At 41.4% G+C, this 23,601-nt stretch carries 22 protein-coding genes; 5 read left to right on the top strand and 17 right to left on the bottom strand.

Going from position 1 to position 23,601, the window contains the following annotated elements; genetic code table 11:
• Window positions 1-37: 37 nt before the first annotated feature.
• Complete coding sequence (locus tag QO187_RS09750) at window positions 38-1,249, bottom strand: dihydroorotase (protein WP_371548193.1); 1,212 nt, start codon at window positions 1,247-1,249, stop codon at window positions 38-40.
• Between the two features lie 58 nt (window positions 1,250-1,307).
• Entirely contained in the window at window positions 1,308-2,381 is a 1,074-nt protein-coding gene (locus tag QO187_RS09745) for an aspartate carbamoyltransferase catalytic subunit (RefSeq protein WP_114701674.1), read from the bottom strand.
• 389 nt (window positions 2,382-2,770) lie between these two features.
• Between QO187_RS09745 and QO187_RS09740 the strand changes: the two genes are divergently transcribed.
• Together QO187_RS09740 and QO187_RS09735 are read left to right on the top strand one after the other, a co-directional pair.
• Window positions 2,771-3,754 carry a class 1 fructose-bisphosphatase gene (locus QO187_RS09740; protein WP_371548190.1) on the top strand — a complete coding sequence of 328 codons (984 nt, stop codon included), beginning with the start codon at window positions 2,771-2,773 and terminating at the stop codon, window positions 3,752-3,754.
• A gap of 105 nt (window positions 3,755-3,859) precedes the next feature.
• Window positions 3,860-4,654, top strand: a complete 795-nt coding sequence (locus tag QO187_RS09735; protein WP_102093280.1) for an RNA methyltransferase — start codon at window positions 3,860-3,862, stop codon at window positions 4,652-4,654.
• 206 nt (window positions 4,655-4,860) lie between these two features.
• Here the strand turns inward: QO187_RS09735 and QO187_RS09730 are convergent, their stop codons facing one another.
• The 8 genes from QO187_RS09730 to QO187_RS09695 all read right to left on the bottom strand — a co-directional run bounded on the left by QO187_RS09730 (window position 4,861) and on the right by QO187_RS09695 (window position 12,687).
• Window positions 4,861-5,793, bottom strand: a complete 933-nt coding sequence (locus tag QO187_RS09730) for an electron transfer flavoprotein subunit alpha/FixB family protein (RefSeq protein ID WP_057758839.1) — start codon at window positions 5,791-5,793, stop codon at window positions 4,861-4,863.
• Between the two features lie 167 nt (window positions 5,794-5,960).
• Window positions 5,961-6,710: an electron transfer flavoprotein subunit beta/FixA family protein gene (locus QO187_RS09725; RefSeq protein WP_057758837.1), complete on the bottom strand. Its 750-nt coding sequence runs from the start codon at window positions 6,708-6,710 to the stop codon at window positions 5,961-5,963.
• A gap of 457 nt (window positions 6,711-7,167) precedes the next feature.
• A complete protein-coding gene (locus tag QO187_RS09720) occupies window positions 7,168-7,737 on the bottom strand; it encodes a DUF421 domain-containing protein (protein ID WP_102093282.1) in 570 nt (189 codons plus the stop codon).
• Between the two features lie 267 nt (window positions 7,738-8,004).
• Entirely contained in the window at window positions 8,005-8,217 is a 213-nt protein-coding gene (locus QO187_RS09715; protein WP_057758834.1) for a cold-shock protein, read from the bottom strand.
• Window positions 8,218-8,580: 363 nt separating this feature from the next.
• Window positions 8,581-9,012: a hypothetical protein gene (locus QO187_RS09710; protein WP_102092530.1), complete on the bottom strand. Its 432-nt coding sequence runs from the start codon at window positions 9,010-9,012 to the stop codon at window positions 8,581-8,583.
• A gap of 314 nt (window positions 9,013-9,326) precedes the next feature.
• Window positions 9,327-10,343: a ketol-acid reductoisomerase gene (gene ilvC / locus QO187_RS09705; RefSeq protein ID WP_102092529.1), complete on the bottom strand. Its 1,017-nt coding sequence runs from the start codon at window positions 10,341-10,343 to the stop codon at window positions 9,327-9,329.
• A 134-nt stretch (window positions 10,344-10,477) separates the two neighbouring features.
• Window positions 10,478-10,975 carry an acetolactate synthase small subunit gene (gene ilvN / locus QO187_RS09700; RefSeq protein WP_057758828.1) on the bottom strand — a complete coding sequence of 166 codons (498 nt, stop codon included), beginning with the start codon at window positions 10,973-10,975 and terminating at the stop codon, window positions 10,478-10,480.
• Window positions 10,975-12,687, bottom strand: a complete 1,713-nt coding sequence (locus QO187_RS09695) for an acetolactate synthase 3 large subunit (RefSeq protein WP_197411831.1) — start codon at window positions 12,685-12,687, stop codon at window positions 10,975-10,977. Before QO187_RS09695 ends, ilvN begins: the two co-directional genes overlap by 1 nt.
• A 990-nt stretch (window positions 12,688-13,677) precedes the next feature.
• Here QO187_RS09695 and QO187_RS09690 point away from each other — a divergent pair.
• On the top strand, window positions 13,678-14,175 hold the full coding sequence (locus QO187_RS09690) for a DUF4124 domain-containing protein (RefSeq protein ID WP_102092528.1): 498 nt from the start codon (window positions 13,678-13,680) through the stop codon (window positions 14,173-14,175).
• Between the two features lie 22 nt (window positions 14,176-14,197).
• Here QO187_RS09690 and QO187_RS09685 read toward each other — a convergent pair whose 3' ends face one another.
• Window positions 14,198-16,021: an NAD(P)H-hydrate dehydratase gene (locus QO187_RS09685; protein WP_102092527.1), complete on the bottom strand. Its 1,824-nt coding sequence runs from the start codon at window positions 16,019-16,021 to the stop codon at window positions 14,198-14,200.
• 244 nt (window positions 16,022-16,265) lie between these two features.
• Here QO187_RS09685 and queG point away from each other — a divergent pair, with 244 nt between their 5' ends.
• A complete protein-coding gene (gene queG / locus QO187_RS09680) occupies window positions 16,266-17,423 on the top strand; it encodes a tRNA epoxyqueuosine(34) reductase QueG (protein WP_228153116.1) in 1,158 nt (385 codons plus the stop codon).
• 146 nt (window positions 17,424-17,569) lie between these two features.
• On the opposite strand, the gene lysM is transcribed toward queG, so the two are convergent.
• The 6 genes from lysM to QO187_RS09650 all read right to left on the bottom strand — a co-directional run bounded on the left by lysM (window position 17,570) and on the right by QO187_RS09650 (window position 22,093).
• Window positions 17,570-18,079 carry a peptidoglycan-binding protein LysM gene (lysM, locus tag QO187_RS09675; protein WP_057758817.1) on the bottom strand — a complete coding sequence of 170 codons (510 nt, stop codon included), beginning with the start codon at window positions 18,077-18,079 and terminating at the stop codon, window positions 17,570-17,572.
• Between the two features lie 292 nt (window positions 18,080-18,371).
• Window positions 18,372-18,608 (bottom strand): acyl carrier protein, encoded by a 237-nt coding sequence (acpP, locus tag QO187_RS09670; RefSeq protein WP_057758815.1) that lies wholly within the window; start codon window positions 18,606-18,608, stop codon window positions 18,372-18,374.
• A 271-nt stretch (window positions 18,609-18,879) separates the two neighbouring features.
• On the bottom strand, window positions 18,880-19,608 hold the full coding sequence (gene fabG, locus QO187_RS09665; protein ID WP_057758813.1) for a 3-oxoacyl-ACP reductase FabG: 729 nt from the start codon (window positions 19,606-19,608) through the stop codon (window positions 18,880-18,882).
• Complete coding sequence (gene fabD, locus QO187_RS09660) at window positions 19,605-20,573, bottom strand: ACP S-malonyltransferase (RefSeq protein ID WP_102092525.1); 969 nt, start codon at window positions 20,571-20,573, stop codon at window positions 19,605-19,607. The genes fabG and fabD overlap by 4 nt, the downstream gene beginning before the upstream one ends.
• A 425-nt stretch (window positions 20,574-20,998) precedes the next feature.
• The gene (rpmF, locus tag QO187_RS09655) at window positions 20,999-21,181 is read right to left on the bottom strand and encodes a 50S ribosomal protein L32 (protein ID WP_057758809.1); all 183 of its coding nucleotides are present in this window, start codon (window positions 21,179-21,181) and stop codon (window positions 20,999-21,001) included.
• Window positions 21,182-21,499: 318 nt separating this feature from the next.
• Entirely contained in the window at window positions 21,500-22,093 is a 594-nt protein-coding gene (locus QO187_RS09650) for a DUF177 domain-containing protein (RefSeq protein WP_102092524.1), read from the bottom strand.
• Between the two features lie 181 nt (window positions 22,094-22,274).
• On the opposite strand from QO187_RS09650, the gene QO187_RS09645 reads away from it, so the two are divergent.
• Window positions 22,275-22,703, top strand: coding sequence for an elongation factor P hydroxylase (locus QO187_RS09645; RefSeq protein ID WP_102092523.1), 429 nt, complete (start codon window positions 22,275-22,277; stop codon window positions 22,701-22,703).
• Window positions 22,704-23,601 lie beyond the last annotated feature (898 nt).

The raw sequence follows: 23,601 nt of genomic DNA, 5'->3' as shown, positions 1-23,601 counted from the left end.
CAAGGATGGCGGCAGACGGTCATCCTGTCGGGGCAAATTAGCCAAAGAATGTCTCCACAACACGTCCTTGCAACTGCTGATTGAAAAATGGCGTGTTTTTACCACTTGATAGCATAGATTGTGCCGTTACTTGCCACTCAAGGTTAGGATCGACTAATACTGCACCGCCGATAGCTTCATACTGCTCGCTAATACCTGCGATTTTTGCAGGATTCAGGCAGATTTTATCTACTAATTGCGAGAGTGTTAATACCTCATCATTGACCAGCTGACAAGCCAACGCCATAAACGTATCAAAGTTTGAGATACCGGGCGTACTCTCAGCAAACGGTGCTTTTTTGGCGGTACTATTCAGTGGCTCGTGATGACTACAGATAGCGTCGATAGTGCCATCTTTTAATCCGCGGCGGATTGCCTGCTGGTCCGTGTTACTACGCAGTGGTGGTAACACATATGCCTGAGCATTAAAACCTTCTAAGTTATCATCAGTTAAGTACAGCTGATGCATCGCAACATCACACGTAACAGGCAGACCTTTGTCTTTTGCCCAGCGCATTAGCTCGATAGAGGACTTACATGATAACTGGCTAAAATGAGCAGCGATTCCGGTCTCTTCCACCATCAGTAGCTGCGTAGACAACGCAACAGTTTCCGCAATCCAAGGTATTCCTTGCAGACCATGATAAGAAGCAATATAGCCCTCATGTGCTACGCCATCTCCAGACAGACTTGGCTCATCAGGATAAAAGAATACTTTCATGCCAAAAGTCGCCGCGTACTCTAGTGTGCGTAGCAATACTAAATCATTGCGAAAAGGTCTACGCGCATTAGATACTGCGATACAGCCGCCCTTCTTGAGCCCTGCAATGTTAGACGGTCGTTCGCCCTCTAACCCTGTGGTCAATGCACCCAAAATATGCAAGTAAATCCCGCCATCACTTAAGGCGCGCTCACGTAAACCTTTTAAGAGTGAGCCATTTTCTAAAATAGGATTGGTATCAGGTGGTGTGACTACATGTAAAAATCCATTACCACGGGCGGCGCTGCCTTCTGATTTTAGCGTACCGTGTTGCTGTTGGCCTGGCTCACGCAAGCGCGCGCATAGATCTACTAGTGGTGGTAATAACCACATCTCACGGCCAGATTCGAGTGTAGACAGTTTTTCTGTTGCGGCTTGCGGCAATGCATCTTTAAATGCTTTTGGTAAATGGTCAAGAATGGGTGCATCCGTATTAAGCATGGTAGACATAACGTTATTACCGTATCAATAAAATGAAATAAATGAGAATAAGTCGCGCGGCAGCCTGTTACTTGCCAGCCGCTTGATGAGCACGTTGACCTTCCATCGCAAGCGACAAGACCGCCATGCGAATGGCAATGCCGTTATTTACCTGCTTTAAGATAACGGATTGTGCGCCATCAGCCACACTAGAGGCAATCTCAACACCGCGATTCATCGGCCCTGGATGCATCACTAATGCATCAGGTTTGGCAAGAGCTACTCGCTCTGGCGTGATCCCATAATGCTTATAGTATTCACTTGAGGATGCCAATAGCGGCGAACCAATACGCTCATTTTGTATTCTTAATCCCATGATCACATCACAGTCGGTGACACACTCGTCCATGTTTTCATATACTTGCACGCCAAAACGCTCGATACCTTTAGGCAGTAAAGTGCGCGGCGCACAAACACGGATGTCTGTCACACCTAGCGTTTGCAGTGCACTAATATCAGAGCGTGCCACGCGTGAGTGCTTAATATCACCAACGATTGCGATAGACAGCTCTTCAAATGGGCGCGGCGCTTCACGGTGAATGGTCAACATGTCAAGCATTCCTTGAGTAGGATGCGCATGCCAGCCATCACCGCCGTTAATAATTGCGATATCAGGCGTCACTTCTGTCGCCATAAAATGCGCGGCACCTGATGCTGAATGGCGAACTACAAAGATATCCGCGGTCATTGCCTGTAGATTCCACAGCGTATCACGCAGACTCTCGCCTTTTTTGGTACTAGAACGTTCGATATCGATATTGAGTACATTGGCACCCAAGCGTTTTTCGGCAACCTCGAATGTCGTCCGTGTACGAGTCGATGGTTCAAAGAACAAATTCATGACCGTATAGCCGTCTAACTCAGGACGATTGATTAGCTGTCCATTTTCATCAAAGAAAGTCTCTGCTTTTGCGATAATAGCTTTGAGCTGTGCTTTATTAAGACCTTCAACACCCAAGAAATGCCTGATACTGCCATCGGTGTTGAGCTGCGGACGACTTAGTGAGGTATTGAGCCTTTGATGAATCGTGTTGGGATCAAATTTTGCATAATCAGTCGGTGAGACTGGTTGTGTAGCGCTACTATCGATAGAGTTTGACATAATGGCGAGTCTTTATTGTGGGTTTATATGAGTCTATAGTAATCACTTATTCATCTTTGTTCGATCATTTATCACTGATAGGCATAGATACAAAGGACATTTTGACGCTTATTTGCTACAATTTACCGTAATCAAACTCGACCAAAAAATAGCCTCAGCAGACAATCAGAAAGCGTGAGTAGACATGCTGTATTCTCATAGAGAATAATTCTGACAAAACTATAAATGAATAACAATAGATATAGTGTAGCCGATTTTGTGGTTGGGACAAAGATGCCGTATTCGCTATTTAAGAATTTACCTATTTCAGGTGTGCTAAATGCCTCCTACTTCTTTACTTTGACACCTATCCATTCTTTTACTTTCCATACCCTTTATTAGGAAGCCTTATGACGACCTTAGCAGACTATCTAAACCAACATGCCACTAGCCCTGCACTTAACGACGTGATTACCACCGTCACTGATGTCGGCAAGACAATTTCACAATTGCTCAGAAAAGGTGCTTTAGCAGACATTCTGGGCGAAGCCGGTAACCAAAACGTCCAAGGCGAAGATCAGAAAAAATTAGACGTACTGGCCAATGACTTATTGCTAGATGCATTGGCAAAAAATGCACATTGTGCTGGTGTTGCGTCAGAAGAGCTCGATGACGCGACCCCTGCTAATGACGATGGTAGCCTATTGGTACTATTTGACCCATTAGATGGCTCATCAAATATCGACATCAATATGGCAGTGGGTACGATCTTTTCTGTGTTACCGTATGAGCGCCAAGGTCAAACCAGTGAAAACAGCGACTATTTGCAAGCAGGCAATAAACAGCTAGCAGCCGGTTATCTGCTATATGGTACCTCTACTGTCCTAGCGTTAACCATCGCTGATAAAGTCGTGATGTTTAGCTTAGATCCTGAGACGTCTGTCTATGTGCTGATAGAAGACGATGTGCAAATCGATGCCGATACGAGCGAATATGCGATCAATAGCTCAAATTATCGCTACTGGCGCGCGCCGATGCAGCAATATATTGATGAGTTAATCGCTGGCGAGACTGGGGTACGTGGACGTGATTTCAATACACGCTGGGTAGCCGCCATGGTTGGTGACGTCCATCGTATCTTATGCCGCGGTGGTTTGTTCACTTATCCGTTTGATACCAAATATGCTCATAAAGCGGGTAAACTACGCTTGATGTATGAAGCCAACCCAATGAGTTTATTGATTGAACGCGCGGGTGGCGGTGCGACAGACGCTGTCAATCGTATCTTAGATATCGAACCGACTGATATCCATCAGCGTGTACCAGTGGTACTCGGTAGCAAAAACGAAGTCAATTATGTGAAAGATTTACACGTAAATTATTCTGAAAAATAATTGATTGACGCACCTGTTAAGAGTAGCCAACATAATGCTAAATCAATAATAGGCATTGTGTTGGTTATCTAAACGACTCCTTTACTCTTCTCTAAGCGATCCACTATGGTATTAAATCCCACCGAGCTGATTACCTCAGATAAGAACATAACAGTGAAGCTTGTAAAAGCACTGTTATCCCAAGCACGCCAGCGTAAAAAGAACGGTCAGACAGTCATAGAAGGCGTCCATTTGATAGATGCTGCGCTACGTAGTGACTATCCTTTCGTCCAGATACTACTGTCTGAGTCAGCGCATAGCCACCCTGAAGTTCAGCAGGTATTGACTCGCCTGCCCACTTATACGCCCATTCTTACTTTATCAAACTCACTCTATGAGAGTATTCGTAGCTTGGGTACTGGCATTGATATCATGGCGATAATCAAAGTACCAACGCCTAGTCTATCGATGATCGATGAAGACTGCTTAATCTTGAACGACGTGCAGGATAGCGGAAATGTTGGTACGCTATTACGCACAGCAGCAGCCGTTGGTATCCGCAACATCCTATGCACCAGTGCGACCGCTCAAGCGTGGTCTCCCAAGACGCTACGAGCAGGTATGGGTGCACAGTTTGCCCTGACTATCTATGAAGGCTTGAGTACGCAGGCTATTTTAGATCACGTACAAGTGCCGCTTTTGGCGACTAGCTCACACACAGATACTATCATTTACGATCACGATTTATCTGCGCCTGTGGCTTGGATTATGGGTCATGAAGGCCAAGGCGTTAGCGACGAGCTAATGCAATGTGCCACGCCGATAGCATTACCGCAGCCAAACGGGCAAGAGAGCTTAAATGTAGCGATTGCAGGGTCTTTATGTCTGTATGAGACCTTACGCCAAAGACAATACTCTTAGCGTCCATTTATACCTGCTATTAAAATCTTCTCTATCAATCAAGAAAAAACCCACTATCATTTAATAGTGGGTTTTTTATTATCTGTCTACTACTGATATAGTCAAAGAAGTCTAAAACGGATACAAGGCAACCGACTGCAGATTGTACAAGTAGTACATCTAAGGAGGATAACGCCGTAGCCGTTTAGTAGTTCTGTGACTATACATTAAACTTTGCTAGTAAGCTCAGGCAGTGCTTCGAACAAATCAGCTTCTAAGAAATAATCAGCAACGCTAGCGATAGGGGCTTCTGGGTCATTATTGATAGCAACGATGACCTTAGAATCTTTCATACCAGCCAAATGCTGAATCGCGCCTGAGATACCAGCGGCGATATATAGCTGCGGTGCAACGATTTTACCCGTTTGACCGACCTGCATATCATTTGGTACATAGCCTGCGTCAACAGCGGCACGTGAGGCACCAACAGCAGCGCCTAGCTTGTCAGCTAATGGCTCAATGTACTTGGTGAAGTTTTCACCGTTTGCCAATGCACGACCACCAGAAACAACAATACCAGCTGAGGTCAATTCTGGACGATCAGACTTAGCCATTTCTTCGTTCACAAAGCTAGCTTTGCCAGTTTCTTGTACATTATCGATAGTTTCAACAGTAGCTGAACCGCCTTCGCTTGCCACTGGGTCAAACGCAGTAGTACGTACTGTTAGTACCACTTTGTCTTCTGTTGTTTTTACTGTTGCCGTTGCATTACCTGCGTAGATAGGACGCTCAAACGTTTGCGCATCTACTACACCTGAGATTTCAGACAACATGCTGACGTCAAGTAACGCAGCAACGCGTGGCATAAAGTTTTTGCCAGTCGTGGTCGCAGCCGCTAGGATATGGCTGTAATCACCAGCGATATCAGCGACCAATAGCGCCACGTTGCCTGCCAATTGATGCTCATAAGCAGCATTGTCAGCCAATAGTACTTTAGTCACGCCTTCTGCTTTTGCCGCTTCATCAGCTACAGCTTGGCTACCACTACCAGCAACCAATACATGGATATCATCACCCATTTGTTTAGCAGCAGCGATCGTGTTTAAAGTTGCCTTTTTTAGACTGGCATTGTCATGTTCTGCATATACCAAAATTGCCATGGTTTTAGTCCTTTATATATTCGTATTATCTATTCATGCGGTTGTTTGTGTACAAAGCTATTTGAGCAACTATCATTTAATATGAAATAAAGCAGTCAAACTTATAGCCTTCAAATTCTTAACCTTGTACAGGATATGCCGTAGCGAAGCATCCAATCATTAAAACATTAAATGACTTTTGCTTCGTTTCTTAGCTTATCGACCAACTCATCAACTGACCCTACTGTAATACCAGCTTTACGGTCAGCAGGTGGCACGACTTTAATAATTTCTTGCTTAGATGTCATATCAACACCGAAATCTGCTGGCGTTTTCTCATCAAGTGGTTTTTTCTTCGCTTTCATGATGTTAGGCAATTTAGCATAACGTGGCTCATTCAAACGTAGATCAGTCGTGATGACCGCTGGCAAATCAAGTGCAACAGTTTGTAGGCCACCATCGATTTCGCGCGTTACGTTTACTTTGTCGCCTTCAACTTTCACTTCTGATGCAAACGTACCCTGACCGATACCCATCAATGCTGCTAGCATCTGACCAGTTTGGTTGTTGTCATCATCAATCGCTTGCTTACCTAATAAAATAATATCAGTGCTTTCAGCTTCGGCGATACTTTTTAGAATCTTAGCAACTTGTAATGGATATGGTTTTTCGTCACTTACTACTAACACACCACGGTCAGCACCTAGCGCTAGGGCTGCACGAATCTGCTCTTGTGACTCTTTTGGACCGATTGAAGCAACAATGATCTCATCAATGACGCCAGCTTCTTTCAGACGAACCGCTTCTTCTACTGCGATTTCATCAAAAGGGTTGATTGACATTTTAGTGTTTGATAAGTCAACGCCAGAGTTGTCGGCTTTTACACGAACTTTTACGTTATAATCAATGACACGCTTGACCGCTACTAATGCTTTCATACGTTCCTCGTTTATTAATGTTATGAGTTAAAAATTGTCAGTTAAGAACCAAAGGTTCGTTGTGGTTCAAATTGTCGTTCAAAATACTGCTCAAGGTTATTACTACATCAACAGAATATTGTTAACTAAGAAAGATTAGCCAATATCTAAGAGCATATTAGCATTGTATCTCTTACTAATAAAATCTGCTAAAGCTAAGCCAACCGTTATTATCAGACCTATGTATCTTGCGTCAGCAGGCAGATAAGGTCAAGACAACGCCGTGAATAATGCGTCATAAATTTGTCAACACTCTACAATAAATAGTCTATAAGCGCATCATTTCATGATTTGCGTTGTTCAACAGCTCAAAATACTTGTACCTTTATAGCATTCTAAGCCTCAGCTTTACTTAATATTTTGTTATTATTTATCTCTTTGAGGTTAACGGATAAAAATAGTTAGTTAATTAGTCAAGCTAGACCTGCGACTTACTATTCTTACTAGCGCCAAGCAATAATTCGCTATCTCGTATATCGTCAAATAAAGACCAGTCAGGTTCAACATCGTTACTTTTGATGACACTCATATCACCTGTCGTCTCCATAATCACCGCAAACACTTCTGTTTTCGCTTTGATACCATTTTTACGTAGCACTTCCTGCACATCGCTGGTACTAAGATTGGCTTCTTTTAAGTTGTCTTCTAGATACTCACCATGAGCCATTAGGATAATAGCTTGATTGTCTATCAGTGCTTTTAGCGGTTTTATTTTGCGTCTGATAACTGAAATAACGCCCTGAATTAAGAATAATACCGCAACAGCAAACAATCCTTGAAATAGAGAGGGCTTATCTGACAATACCGTCGACGCCAATATACTACCAATACCCACCGTCATTGCAAAATCATGGCTTGATAACTTGGAAAAACTGCGCAAACCCATCAATCGAGTAAACGACATCAGCCCTACGTAAAAGCCTACTGCAGATAAAGAAATCCCGAGCACCTGTTGCCAGTCAATTGAAAGCCAGTTTTCCCACTTCATAATACAACCTTATCTATTACATTTTTATTAAATCATTGTTCATTATTACCTGATGATGTTAACCGTCAAAATCAATAGCGCCTTACATTAGCAACACTTTGTCATACCAGAAAAGTCCCATAAAAAAAGCAACCTGATAAGAGGTTGCTTCTTTTTAAAGTCGATACAGTATTTTTATTGTTTTAACAAACAAAGTAATCAATGCATATTGATAATCTTATTGTCATTAAGCTTACTGACAAGCAGTTAACTTAACGATGAATGAGATTAGATAGCTTCGATTTGCTCAGCTTGTGGGCCTTTTTTGCCATCACCTAAGATGAAAGACACTTTTTGGCCTTCGGCTAGAGTTTTGAAACCGTTACCTTGGATAGCGCTGTAGTGAGCGAATACGTCTTGTCCGCCGTTGTCTTGAGCGATAAAACCAAAACCTTTAGCTTCATTAAACCACTTTACAGTGCCTTCAACTTTATCTGACATAAATTTTCCTGACTCTTTAACTGTTGGCGAGACTTGTGTCATCACCGATTAATTGATATATACCCTAATATTTTCTGCTAAATGCGGCGGCCAAAAATGCTAAATAATCTTAAAGAAAATTTGGATTTTTTGCCTCAAATATCTTGAGTACAGTCTGATTATAACAGTTTTCCATGGTAGGAACAGTCTAAATTGCTGATTTTTGTAAATAAATACTAACTATTGTTGCAAGCTAACATCGATAGTAATCAGCTCTATATCTTATTGATATAAAATAGTTTTTATTTATAGATGTACTACAACTTCATCAGTAAACCACTAATTAAATAAGTCGACATAGATGATGATAGGTTGGAATATCAATCATTGCAATGACGATGTTGGTAGCCATGCTGAACTCAATACGAGCAAACATAACGCAAAAAACACCAATGAAAATGACTGACTATAGGCAATATATTTTGATGGAATGACCAAATCTTTAGGAGAGTCAGGGATGCCTTTGCGCTTAAGTAGCTTGGTACCATATATCCAACCAAAGGTCGTGTATATGCCATATGCAGCAGGCACTGTGATAGCTAACGGGGTCAAATCAATAACGTATAAAATCACCACTGATATGAAGAACCATAGCGTATCTAACAATGAACTAACTTTGAAGAACTTAGATTGAGGCAGTTTGCCATCGGTCTGTTTGAGCATCTCCCCTTCTATCCAAATTAAAACTGCTACCACAGCGCTAAGAGTAATATATACGAATTGCGGCGTTAGCCAGTCTGAATAAGATATTTGCACAGCATACAACCTATTATCTATAGAAAGTGAGAATGAAGCATCCGCCCGCTTCGAATATTTAGAAACGGGTAAGAACAATGATAAATGTTGATCGCAAAGGCGCTTTGGCCAATGTTAAGGTGCCTGCTTATATTGGGTAGCAATTAATAGTTTTCAACCGATAACCCCGATTCAAATCAAAGCGCAAAGCGCCTATCAAATACTTTGCATAAAAAAACCCATGCTATCAAGTGATAACACGGGCTACTTCATCTAAATCAGATTTTTATCTGAATAAGACTTTTATCGGTATAAGACTTTTATCGGTATAAAACTTAGTTTTTGTCTTTATCGATGATTTTGTTGCCGCCGATCCATGGCATCATGCCACGTAGCTTGGCACCAGTGATTTCGATTTGATGATCAGCGTTATTACGACGACGCGCAGTCATTGATGGATAGTTGGTTGCGCCTTCAGAGATGAACATCTTCGCGTATTCACCAGACTGGATGCGTTTTAGTGCATTACGCATGGCTTCACGTGACTGCTCATTGATAACTTCAGGGCCAGTAACATATTCACCGTATTCAGCGTTGTTACTGATTGAGTAGTTCATGTCAGCGATGCCGCCTTCATACATCAAGTCAACGATAAGCTTTAGCTCATGTAGACATTCGAAATAAGCCATTTCTGGTGCATAGCCCGCTTCTGTTAGCGTCTCAAAGCCCATTTTAACTAGCTCTACTGCGCCACCACAAAGTACGGCTTGCTCACCGAATAGATCCGTTTCAGTCTCATCTTTGAACGTTGTTTCGATGATGCCTGAACGACCACCACCAACGCCAGCAGCATACGATAATGCTAACTGTTTGGCTTGACCAGAAGCGTCTTGATAGATAGCGATAAGATCAGGGATACCGCCGCCTTTAGCGAACTCTGAACGTACAGTATGACCTGGTGCTTTTGGTGCAACCATAATGACATCAAGATCGCCACGTGGTACCACTTGGTTGTAATGGATTGCGAAACCGTGAGCAAAAGCTAGTGTCGCGCCTTCTTTGATGTTTGGCTCGATCACATCATTATAAAGCTCTTTTTGGAACTCGTCAGGCGTCAAAATCATGATAACGTCAGCAGCTTTTACCGCTTCTTCTACTTCAGCAACTTTTAGACCAGCATTTTCAGCCTTTTTCCATGATCCTGAGTTTGCACGTAGACCAACAGTTACATCGACGTCTGAATCTTGTAGGTTAAGCGCGTGTGCATGGCCTTGTGAACCGTAACCGATAATGGCAACTTTTTTACCTTGGATAATAGATAGGTCACAATCTTTGTCATAATAAACGTTCATAAATAGAGTCCTTGTTCTCAATCATGGCTTGCCATGGATAGTAAACGCTTATGCTGTAGTCAATATAATGACTAAGATAAGCGCTTTGTTGATTAGATAAATAAATATTGGTTTAAACTGGTCTTGATAAATACTTAAATGCTTAGGGTTTTTTCACCGCGGGCAATACCGATAACACCTGAGCGAACCACTTCCATGATACGCTCACGGCCAATCACATCGATAAAACCATCAAGTTTGGCTTTGTCGCCCACGATTTGAATCGTATATAAGTTCGAATTTACATCGACGATTTGTGCGCGGAAAATATCTGCGCTACGTTTAATCTCTTCACGCACACCGCCCGTTGCACGGACTTTAATGAGCATCAATTCACGCTCAACGTGCACGTTCTCCGTCAGATTAAGCACTTTAACCACTTCAATCAATTTATGCAATTGTTTGGTGATCTGCTCAATTCTTTCAGGTGACGTAATGGTCGTAACCGTTAGACGTGAAATACTTGGGTCATCAGTAGGTGCGACGTTCAAAGTTTCGATATTGTAGCCACGTTGTGAGAACAAGCCGACTAGCCGCGACAACGAACCCGCTTCGTTTTCCATCAATACCGAAATCAGATGTTGTTGTTGCATTAGGTACGCTCCCCTTTTGTTAACCACATATCACGCATGGCCTGTCCAGCGATTTGCATTGGATATACATGCTCATTACGATCGACGTAAACATCGATAAATACCAGTTTGTCTTTCATAGCCATTGCTTCAGCCAATTGTGCCTCCATAGTCGCAGGGTCAGTAATTTTGATACCGACATGACCATAGCTTTCAGCCAATTTGACAAAATCTGGTAAGGAGTTCATATAAGACTGGGCATGACGACCTTCATATAGCATATCTTGCCACTGCTTCACCATACCAAGCTGCGCATTGTTAATGTTCAGAATTTTAACTGGTAAGTTATATTGCAAGCAGGTCGATAGCTCTTGGATATTCATCTGAATAGAGCCTTCACCCGTGATACAAACCACATCACGCTCAGGATTGGCAAGTTTGGCAGCCATTGCATACGGCAGACCAACACCCATGGTACCAAGACCACCTGAATTCAGCCATTGACGTGGCTCATTGTAAGTATAGTAAAGTGCCGCAAACATCTGATGCTGACCGACGTCACTTGTGATAATAGCGTTACTGTTAGTCACTTTATCTAGAGCTTGTACAACACTTTGTGGCTTAATACCATTATCTGTGCTGGTGTCATAACGTAAGCCATGACGCTTACGCCACTCATTAATTTGTGACCACCAATCGAGCAATGCGTGCTGCTCTAACTGTTTGTCTTGACCAACAATCTCTAGCATGTCCGTTAAGACCGACTTCACATCACCTACGATAGGAATGTGCGCAAGAATCGTTTTTGAAATTGACGCAGGATCGATATCGATATGAATGATGGTTGCGTTAGGGCAGAATTTTTTGACGTTATTGGTTACACGATCATCGAAACGCGCGCCGACAGCTAAAATCACATCAGCGTGATGCATGCTCATATTGGCTTCGTAAGTACCATGCATGCCAAGCATACCTAAGAACTGACGATCAGAGCCAGGGAATGTACCAAGCCCCATCAAGGTATTGGTCACTGGTAAATTCAAACGATGTGCAAGATCTGTTAACTCTTCGTGCGCATTGCTCCAAATCACACCGCCGCCTGCATATACAACAGGACGCTGCGCTGCTAATAGCGTTTCAATGGCTTTTTTGATTTGACCGCTATGACCTTTGAGTGACGGCTGATACGAGCGTATAAACACTTCTTCTGGATATTCGTAAGCAAATTTTTCGCTAGGCGCAGTCATGTCTTTTGGCACATCAATGACGACAGGGCCTGGGCGACCAGTCTGGGCAATATAAAATGCCTTTTTTACAATCATTGGAATTTCGCTAGCATGGCGTACTTGAAAGCTATGCTTAACGATAGGACGTGATACACCTACCATATCTGTTTCTTGGAAAGCATCTTCACCGATTAGGCTGCTTGGTACCTGACCTGCGATTACAACCATTGGTACAGAATCCATAAAGGCAGTAGCAATAGCTGTCACGGTATTGGTCGCACCAGGGCCTGATGTGGCCAACACGACACCAGTATTACCAGTCACTCGCGAATAAGCATCGGCCATGTGGCCCGCTGCTTGCTCATGACGTACTAAGATGTGCTCAATATTTTCTTGCTGAAACAGCGCATCATAAATGTGTAAGACCGCGCCACCTGGATAGCCAAAGATGTATTCGACACCTTCGTCAGTCAGTGCTTGCACCAGCATTTCAGCGCCCGATAGCATCACAGGCTGTGCACTACCTTCTGCAAGACGTTGTTGCTTTTGTTCAAAATTTTTGGCGGCATTACCCGTTTGGGTATGTCCCGTCATGTTCGGACTTTGCGTGGTTTGCGTCACTGTCATCACCTTTTTTTGCGGCGAGAATTTGCGGGATTCTATGAGCAAAAATAATTACTTACCGTCGTTATTTTTACTTACTGAATGATCGCTAATTCTTGTCCATATCAAGAATATCTGCCTAATAAGTTTAATTAACACTGTCTCATAGGACAATACTAATCAAACATAGCAGTGTATTTTAGGTCAGCTTTGTGATGGATGTTTATCGATATACAGTGACAAGATGCGAGTGCATCTATAAAAGAAGGCGCTTATTATTGAGATTCGATACTAACAAGTACCTATTGTGACTTTATTCGTGTGACTTTATTTGTACAGATGCATCGATATACACAAGCAAAAAAACTTCATAACCAATGCTAAATTATAAGATCTTTAGAACTTACAATAGGCTTTGGGGAAATCTCTCAACGGCGTACTATATCGCTTTTGATACAACTGCTAAAAACACATTTAGCACATTTCAAATAATAAGTTTATCTTAGTCATTGTAGACAGATAAGTCCGGAGACAATGTATCGCTATCAATAGTGGTCGTTTTGCCACTACGCTTGCTATATCATTATCACAAAGGAAATAAAACTGCATAAGCTACCGATAAGTAACTCGTCGTTTTCTTTCTCAAGTGCCACGGCAACATCGTAAAAGCCGCTCACTGACCAATCAACTGCTATTATATTCGATGGTTTACGAGTTATTGTCAAGAAAAACTTCTAAAGCCTATCCCAAACTATTAGTTATTAAATAATATACATTGATAAGTATTATTTGCTAGAATCGATAGTCGATACATTATTACTACCAATAAAATGTTCAAGTGTTATATTTACACCCATATACATTTGATTTTTATTAAATAAGAGGATTGCTACTATGGCATATGCGTTTAAGATAAATACCGCTGCCAAACTGTTGATGAGTACCGCGTGTATGCTAATGCTGTCCATGAATGCCAGTCAGGCTATTCAAGTTTATAAATCTATTGGGGCACATGGTGAAGTAAAATATAGCCAACATGCACCGCAAGTCGGTAAAAATATCGAACTGATTGAATTTCGTAGTGATGGTAGACAGAACAATGCAGGGCAAATGGCAGGAAAAACAGATCCTAACCAGAGCAGCAATGCTCAAACGGCAGAAGAACAACGAGTAGCAGCACTTGAAGCACGTATTAAAGAACAAGAAGCTCAGGCTAATGCCCAACGCTGCCAGTCATTACGTAATAACTTGACCAACCTAAATGTAGGCGGACGTATCTATGAGATGGATGCTAACGGCAAACGCCAGTATCTAGATGGTCGTGAGATTGAGCTTAAGCGCGAGCGCGTACAGCAAGCGATTACTCAGTATTGCTCCAACCCTTCTACCTAGTCAAATCTCTTGAAAGCAAATATCAAACTATCATAAGCTGCATAACGTGACGAATGGCTGCTGGCATATCTTGAGCTTGTAGCCCTCGTTGGCCCACTAGCAATGTATTGGTGTCGCTATTCGCTTGATTGACTAATACATCTCCTGCAAACCCATGTATAAGAACCGCTTGATGCAAGCTACGCGCCTCTACTGATAAATCTTGCTGTGCCAATAGTCCAGCGGTCACTCCAGATAACACATCACCCATGCCAGCGGTTGCCATGCCAGCATTCCCTACATCACAGACGTATATTTGCTCTTTTCCCTCTTCTTGTTCTAGCACTAGCGATCCTGCCCCTTTTAATACCCAGTTACCACCATATGTTGCAGCACACTGTTTTATAGCTTGTAGTCTATTTGACTCAATCTTACTTATCTTTTGATCAAGTAGTCTAGCTGCTTCCCCACTATGTGGCGTCAAGCAAACCCGATGATTAGTACTATATTCTCGTAGCTCTGTTATTAGCTCATGATTACCCATGTGCAGTGATGCCAAGTGATAAAGTCCATCTGCATCGATCACAATTGATTTTTCATTCTCTATAGCAGCCTGTACATAATCAATAAATAATGCTTTGGCTTTTTCGTCACGGCCAAGTCCCATCCCAATAGCAACGACACTAGCCTGCTTAATCAGACCTTTTACGCCGCTTGCGTCATGTAGATTAATGGTCATCGCATCTGGTAATGGAGTCAATAGTGACCCATGAAAAGCCTCATGGCAGGCAACCGTTATTTTACCAGCACCTGTCGCCATCGTACTGGCCGCAGACAGTATGGCAGCTCCGCCCATACCTTGAGAGCCATCGACGCGATTTCCGCCAATGATTAATACATGACCATAGCTGCCTTTGTAGCTGTTCTGGCGACGTGGCTTCATACTATGTGCAGCCGTCAGCAGCGTAGCAACTGGCTCAAATGCTTGACTGGCATTTTTCTCAGCTACCATATGATGGCTAGCTGTTTGCGGACATGCCATTTGATAAGGTATCAACGGTATATCGACTACGTCTCCGCTATAGTCTGTACCATCTTTGGTATGTAGACCAAACTTACGCGCAATCAAACATAGAGTCACGTCGGCTTGTATTGCTATGCGTTCGAAAACTTCACCGGTAGAGGCCACTAACCCACTTGGAATATCAACTGCTATTGCTAGGGCGTTATTTTGCTGAGTAGCGTTGTTAAAAGCGTTAATAGCTAATTCATAAATACCTTCTGGTGCACGATCTAAGCCAATACCAAATAATGCATCGATATAAACATCAGCTGGCAAGTTTATTTTATCCGCATCATCGTGACTAATAATGCCCTCAAATCGTTGATAGTTGCAGCTGCTAGCTAGGGCTATCTGTAATGCCTTTGTCGCGTCAGTAATATTGCTACTATCGCTTTGTTTATCGCTAGGATTTTTAGAAGTTACTGGTTGATCATCGATAACAAAATCATTTTCGCTAAAACCAACCGTCATTACTTCTACTTGCCAGCCAGCTTGCTGTAAATAATGAGCGATAAGCCAACCATCACCACCATTGTTACCTTTCCCTACCCAGATACTTGCTCGACGTGGATGAGCACTACGGTGATAAACGTTAGTATTGGTAGAATGGCTGGCACTGACGGTTTTTCGCTCATAAATCTGCTCTATTTGCTGTGTCATTTGCCAAGCAGCTTGTTTCATCAAACCAAAACTGTCGTATCCCTCTGCAAACCAAGCCTGCTCCATCGCATAAACCTGCTCACTATTATATAGCGCAATAGGTTTTGTATTTTTTATAGGTGACAAATTGGTATTATTTCTCATAACTTATCCTTGGTGTTTCTACTCATTTTTTATTCTATTTAAATTTGATTGCTCATTTCTCATATCAGCTTAGCAAAAGCTTACCTCGACTTATGTATCAATATGAATGTGAGTTTATTTTCTTTTATACTTGCACTCATTGCTCACTGGCTTATCATAGCGGTATTTACATTATCTCTTATTGTCAGATATGAATAATCTGATTAAAACAAACGAGAAAACATCTAATAAGCACCTACTCTCTATGCCTACTGATAAAAACAGAATTGCCATTACGAACCCAACTGTATTTGCAACCACAGCTGATGTTAAGCAATGGATCAAAGCACAAGCACAGGCACTAGGATTTGCTGATTGTGGTTTTTTATCTGTGCATCATCCTTTGTTTACTCAGCAGATTGAACAACTACAGCAGTGGCTAGATAAAGGCTATGAGGGCCAGCTGCAGTTTATGCATAATAATCATGATCTGCGCGCTCATCCTGATCAGTTAGTTGAGGGCGCAAAGACCATCATCAGCGTACGTATGGACTATCTAACTCAAGCACCCACACCGCGTGCTGTCACTGATAACGATCATCCCAATAAAGGCATCATCGCGCGTTATGCAAGAGGGCGCGACTACCATAAGACAATGCGTAGTCGTTTAAAGCAATTGGCTTTAAAGATAGAAACAATGCTTCCTGAATGGCAACATTTAGATATCGGTTCAGAGAAAGAATTTGTGTTTAGACCTTTTAGCGATTCGGCGCCTATCTTTGAGCGGCCGATTGCAGATGCAGCAGGTCTTGGTTGGACAGGTAAACATACACTACTTATCAATAAGCAAGCAGGCTCATTTTTTGTACTCGGTGAGCTATTTTTGAGCCTTGAGCTACCCGATGACAAACCAGTTAAGGAGCATTGCGGTAGTTGTAGCGCTTGTATTGACATATGCCCTACTCAAGCAATTGTAGCGCCCCATGAGCTCAACGCTTCTGCTTGTATCTCTTATTTGACTATCGAACATGATGGTGTCATCGATACCAAATATCGACGCGAAATTGGTAATCGGGTCTTTGGCTGTGATGATTGTCAGTTAATCTGTCCATGGAATCGTTATGCCAATCTGACTACCGTCGATGACTTCGCACCAAGACATGGACTGGATAATAGTAGCTTACTTGAACTATGGCAGTGGCAAGAAGCCGACTTTATGAAGAAAACTCAAGGTAGCCCGCTAAGACGCACCGGCTATGTGAATTTTTTACGTAATATCGCTATCGGACTTGGCAATGCTAATGCCAGCTTAGAAGTAGTCGAACGGTTAAAATCTAAATTGACCTTACATAATGACATGCTAGATGAGCATATCGAATGGGCTCTAGCTGAGCAGCACAATAAGCTAGACTCGACTAATTAACCAATCACTCTATGACTATCAAATCTCCCTGAGATAAAGTGGTTATTTAAAGTGTACGATATAAAAAAAGCCTCTTAATAATAAGAGGCTTTTTTTATTAGAATGTCATATTCAAAATACTATCTTTCTATACGCTTCTTCTAGAATTATGGCTTAGGAATGCGTAGTACTTGACCTGGATAGATTTTATCTGGATCAGATAACATTGGCTTGTTTGCTTCAAATATTTTCATGTAGTCGCCAGATGAACCATAAACTTCTTTAGCAATCTTAGATAAGCTGTCACCAGATTTTACCGTATACATTGTAGATTCAGGTGCATCTTCTTCGATATCGATGTTATCAATAACTTTTGCAACGTTTTGCACATTACCGATAGCGATAATTGCTTTTTCACGATCAGCTTGAGTTTTAGCATTACCACTTATTTCTGCAGTATCTGTAGAACCATTATATTTAATTTTTAGGTTACTGATATTAAGATTCTGCTGCTGAATACGGCGCAACAAAATATTGGCAACTGATTGTGCACTCGGTTCACTGCTTTGTACTGGTGTATTAGCATCTGCTTTCGTTTCTGTCTTAGCATCATGCTTTTCATCATCACGGTTAAAAATCTTATCACCGATATCTTTTGCAAAGCTAAACATACCCATATATCTACTCCTTGAAATATTATTATTTATCATTCTTTTAATAAAATACGCAATCAAACAATATCTTGAATGTCTAACTGGCATTTTTTTCTACGACTTACTATTATGAGTATAAATAAAGTGAGTCAATGTAGATAGTAATAGTATGTTGAATAATGTTGAATAATGTTGAATTGACGTAGTCAATGTTAAATTCGATTACTGCGTTTAAAGATAATAATCACGCGCCCATAAAAAAACCGCCTATCTAATCAGATAAGCGGCATTATAAATCTGCTAAATAAGCAGCAAATTATAGTTGGGCTTGTACGTAATCAATTGCTTTTTGAACAGTAGTCAATTCTGCAGAATCTTCATCAGGAATAGTGATACCAAAATCACTTTCAAATGACATAACCAATTCAACTAGGTCTAAAGAATCCGCACCTAGGTCTTCCATGAATGAAGCATCGTTGTTGATGTCTTCAACATTCATACCTAGTTGCTCAGCTACTGCTGCTTTTACTCTTAGCTCGATATCATTACTCATGTAGATCACTCCGTTATCATCTATTATTTTTAATAAACTGCTATATCGCCTTGTTTAAACGCTATAGCATGGTATATAAAATGCGTTTGCCAGACTAGCAATGCTGTCTGAGTACTCTATGACATGTTATACAGTCTGTCTGATGTCTAATAAAGCCCTGTTATCATACAGGGCTTTGACTCAAAAGTATCCGTCATTATAGCACCCTTTATTATAGTTTACACTCGTTCACACAGTTTTTTATTATAACTGTGTAACGCTCATATATTGACTACATATACATGCCGCCATTGACAGGAATAACAGCACCTGTAATATAGCTGGCTTCGTCGCTAGCCAAGAAATGTACCGCTGCAGCGATGTCTTCTGGCTGACCAAGACGGCTGATAGGTACAGCATCTAACATAGAGTTCAATAGGCGCTCATCAAGCTCATCTGTCATATCCGTTTCGATCAAGCCTGGTGCCACACAGTTGATGGTCACTTGGCGTGAACCGATCTCACGTGCAAGCGTACGGCTAAACCCTTCTACGCCAGCCTTGGTCGCCGCATAGTTAGATTGGCCTGCATTGCCCATTTGAGCAACGACAGAGGTGATGTTGATAATACGACCACGGCGTGCTTTCATCATACCGCGTACGGCACGTTTACTCATGCGATATACTGAAGTCAAATTGGTATCGATGACATTTTCCCAATCTTCATCTTTCATACGCATCAATAAACCATCTTGGGTAATACCGGCATTGTTAACCAACACTTGTACCGCACCATAGACGCTTTCAATCTCTTCAAACAGTTTGTCAATTTGAGCAGTATCACGTACGTCTAAAACACGACCAATACCACCAGTATCATGAAGGTAGTCATCGATAAGCTCAGCGCCCTTTTCAGTGGTCGCGGTTCCGATGACAAAATGTCCTTCTTTAGCAAAACGCTTGGCCACTGCCTTGCCAATACCTCGGCTAGCGCCAGTCACTAATGTAATCGTACGGCTCATGATAACACCTCCAATAATTTTTCTAGACGGGCAGGCTTGTCAGTAGGATAGCTGGCGATTGGCTGCGCCTGACGCTTCGCCAAATTGCTCAGTACATTACCACTGCCACATTCGATTAAGATATTGATTTGCTTGTCAGCTAACTCTTGCATGGTTTTTGACCACAGTACTGGCTCGCTCAGCTGTTCGGTCAATGCTTGTTTGATACCGACCGCACTGGTTTCAACGCGTGCATAGCGATTTTGTATAACAGGAATGGTTGCCTGATCAAACTTGATACCCGCTAGTATCTCAGCCAATGCATTGCTGGCAGGTTCCATAAGTGCGCAATGAGATGGCACACTCACTTTTAGAGGAACAGATTTTTTGCCCGTGTTTTTGACTTTATCAATAACAGCATTAACACCAGCAGCGTTACCCGAGATAACCACTTGTCCTGGACTATTAAAATTGGCTGCCCCGACTACGGCATCTTCTACGTGTTCGGTTGCTTGCTCACACAAGTTTTCGACTCGGTTGTCTTCTAGTCCTAATACTGCAGCCATAGCAGTATCAACACCTACAACGGCCTCTTGCATCAACTGACCGCGCTTATGTACTAAAATGACTGCATCACCCAGCGATATCACATTGGCAGCACACAGGGCACTGTACTCGCCCAAAGAGTGACCAGCTAAATAACAAGGCGTATCTTCTATTTTTTGTTGTAAGACACGCCAAATAGCAATACTAGCTGTCAAAAGCGCAGGCTGAGTATATTGGGTTTGATTGAGTTTTTCTTCGTCCTGACAGATTGCCCACAAATCCTCGCCAAGCGCATCACTCGCTTCGGTAAATGTATCACGTATCTCTGGATAGATTTCAGCAAGCTCGCTCGTCATTGCGACTGCTTGAGATCCTTGTCCAGGAAAAATAACCGCGATACGAGCGGGTTGCTTTTTTACCATATCGGATACAGAAGCCATAACCAATATTCCTTATCTGATTAGAAATATCCCTAAAAACAATGGGGTGTATTATATTATTAGATGCTATACAAAGCCGCTACTTCAAGTATTTATGCAAGAAAACGGATTGTCAGTAAACTATACACTGACAGACACTATTATCATAGCGGATGCAAACCAAACAGCAAGAGTAACGCTGCCCAAATTAAAGGAGCAGATTATATCAGCACATTTTTAAATCTACTAAAAATAACAAGCGAATTAAGCAATAAGTCTAGCTATAAATAACAAAAAGCCAAGTTATCCAGCCACATAATATATGATAGCGAAATAACTTGGCTTTTTTTAGCTCAAAGCTTATTGACTAATAATAACTAGGCAAAAACAATAATAGTCACCAGTACTATTATTATCTTCGCCTAAGCTATCATAGAGCCAATGTCTTAGGCGTCTTGGCTGACTTTGAACAGTTGACGACCACGGTAGAAACCATCTTTAGTCATGTGATGACGACGATGTTTTTCACCAGTAGTAGCATCTACGCTTAGTTCAGCAATTTCCATACGGTGATGTGAACGGCGCATGTCACGACGAGAACGGCTTTTACGACTTTTTTGAACAGCCATGATATAGCTCCTATACTTAAAAGGGATAAGCTTGAAATTCAGCTTAAGTCGATACTGACAGAGGCTATATAATCACAACAACCTAAGTCTTAAGCATCATTAGTTAAATAGATTGCCACTCACATAAAGCACTGACCAAGGCTGAATTTTATAAAAAATTTACCCAGTCAGTTTCTATCAGCAAGCAACAGGTTGCTCGAATGCAATAAACCGGACATTATACGCATGTTTATTAAATTAATAAAGCCCTGCCTTGCACTCTTCTGTACAAAGCTGATAAAAGGTTTTTTAAATGCATCGAGTAGATAGTTTTGGTGCTTATAGCTTGCCTTTTAGCGAGGCTAAAGCAGCAAAAGGATTTTCACCTTCCTCTTCTTCTGGTATTTCACCAAACTGCTCAACAGACATTTCACAATCGTCATGCTTTGGTGCCATTGGTGTTTTGAGCAAGATTTCGTCTTCTACCAATTTCTTAAATGGTAACAGACGCTCTGGAGATTGCTCGGTAACGATTTCATCCAGTAATAAATAATCTTGTTCATCTTTAACTAAACGAACCTGACTATCGTTTTCGAGTAGCGCGATGTCATAATCATCAGACAAGTCTATAGCGATTGGTTGTAAACAGCGCTGACAAGTTAGCCAAACATCACCTCTCAAAGTAAATGCTAGATGCAAGACGTTGTTACGACGATATAAGTTAGCGTTGAGCTGTATATCTGACTGCTCATGTTCAGTGCTCAGAGTAGTAGCAAGACGATCAAACGAGTTTGGTTTGACCTCTCCTGACCATTCATAGCCAGTGTCTGCCCACTTATCTAAGGAGATGTGCTCAGGCATGCCAGTAGATACAGGCGCTTTTTTGTTGTCAGCGTGAGGTGCTGACGGTTTAGTTTCTGGAGTGCTTGACATGCGCGGCCTCATTCATAAAAACGGTGTATAATATTGCCTGCCATACTAACGGAAAGTGCCATATTCTGCTAGCGCTAGTATGTTAAGATTTTTGATAGTAAATTTGTTTAAGCTCTTTTACTACCTACCTTTTTACCTAAAGTTTTTTGTCTTTAGTATTTATTAAGTCAATGTCTTCTCTATGAATCTATCCGATAATAAAATTAATTTTTCTAATTTACTTTCTTCTACTGAAGCAAGTTCGTTGCTACAACAGCTTCTTCAATTAAAGAGTCATACTGAAAATGTTCCTAATAATAGACTGTGCTTCGATAAAGATGAGTATTTAAACGAATTAAGAAGTCAGTGGCAAGAGTTGTCTATTACTCAATTTGACAATACTCACACAGCAGAATTGATAATTGATAGCGAACGATTAGCTACCGATTGGCTCATACAGCTATTTAATACTTTGTTCGCTAATCAGCAAGTTATATTGGCTCGTAGCAATCATGAACCCGAGTATTTTCCAGCTCAAGATAATGAACCCGCTCGAATTGAATTCGCTCATGGCTTTTTTGCCAGTGCTTTACATGAAATCCACACATCTCCTTATAGGTTGACATGCTAGAAACCTCTTATTCTAATAGTGTACATCGCTATATTATTTGTAGGCATCTAAATTAAAACTATCACTTCGGTGATTCTTACCACCTATCAGAAAAAATCACTTTTACCTATCCAAAAGATAATGGTCGTTCTATCAATTAGGTATCATAATAATTAAGTTTTTCAGGTATCTTTCACATCTTCAGAAACATCCTTTCTAATATCATCCTATCTAAGCTATAAACGCGGACATGATGCGCTTCGCTACGTCTATCTATTAATGGTTACTTTTGATCAATCGTACCATCCTCTAATCCAGTAGATTTTATCTATGTCAGATAGGTAGAAATAAAAGTAGTTTTCTGCTATTCATGTTTATCATTAACGTCTTTGCACATAGTATTGTCAGTTGCAAGATATCGAATCATATGAACACGGATATAATGATGGTAATATTAAAGCAAGCGAGTGTAGATAGAAGCAGACCCAAGGATGTAATTCATCACGGTGATATCAGGTCTTAATGCTTATCTATTCACTAAGCGAATAAGCTGACTAGCTATAACGTTATTATGTTTGTGGGCAGGGTAGTTATTCTTTATTTCGGAGATGGCTGGACGAGAGTTAGTGATGCTGGACTAGTAATCTTACATAGGTGAAATGATTTGATAAATATGATTGAATAGCACAATTAATTATGTTTCATCTTTCGATACTGGCTGTGAAAAGCAATACTATAATAGCTTAGCAACGTCGGGCTCAAATTATAAGAGCTAATTATCTTCGAGCGCTATCTTAGTATAGTGAGCATGTAGCAAAGCTTTTACTTCCTTGCTAGTTGCAGGGAGTTTCCTAAAAACTGTGTAACTGCTTATAATCCATTAACAGGAGAATAAGCAATGACTACTCAATCTGACATT

Origin of the sequence: Psychrobacter sp. Arc9, from assembly GCF_041431295.1 — a bacterium.
Classification (GTDB): Bacteria; Pseudomonadota; Gammaproteobacteria; order Pseudomonadales; family Moraxellaceae; genus Psychrobacter.
This window is presented reverse-complemented; position numbering and strand designations above follow the sequence as displayed.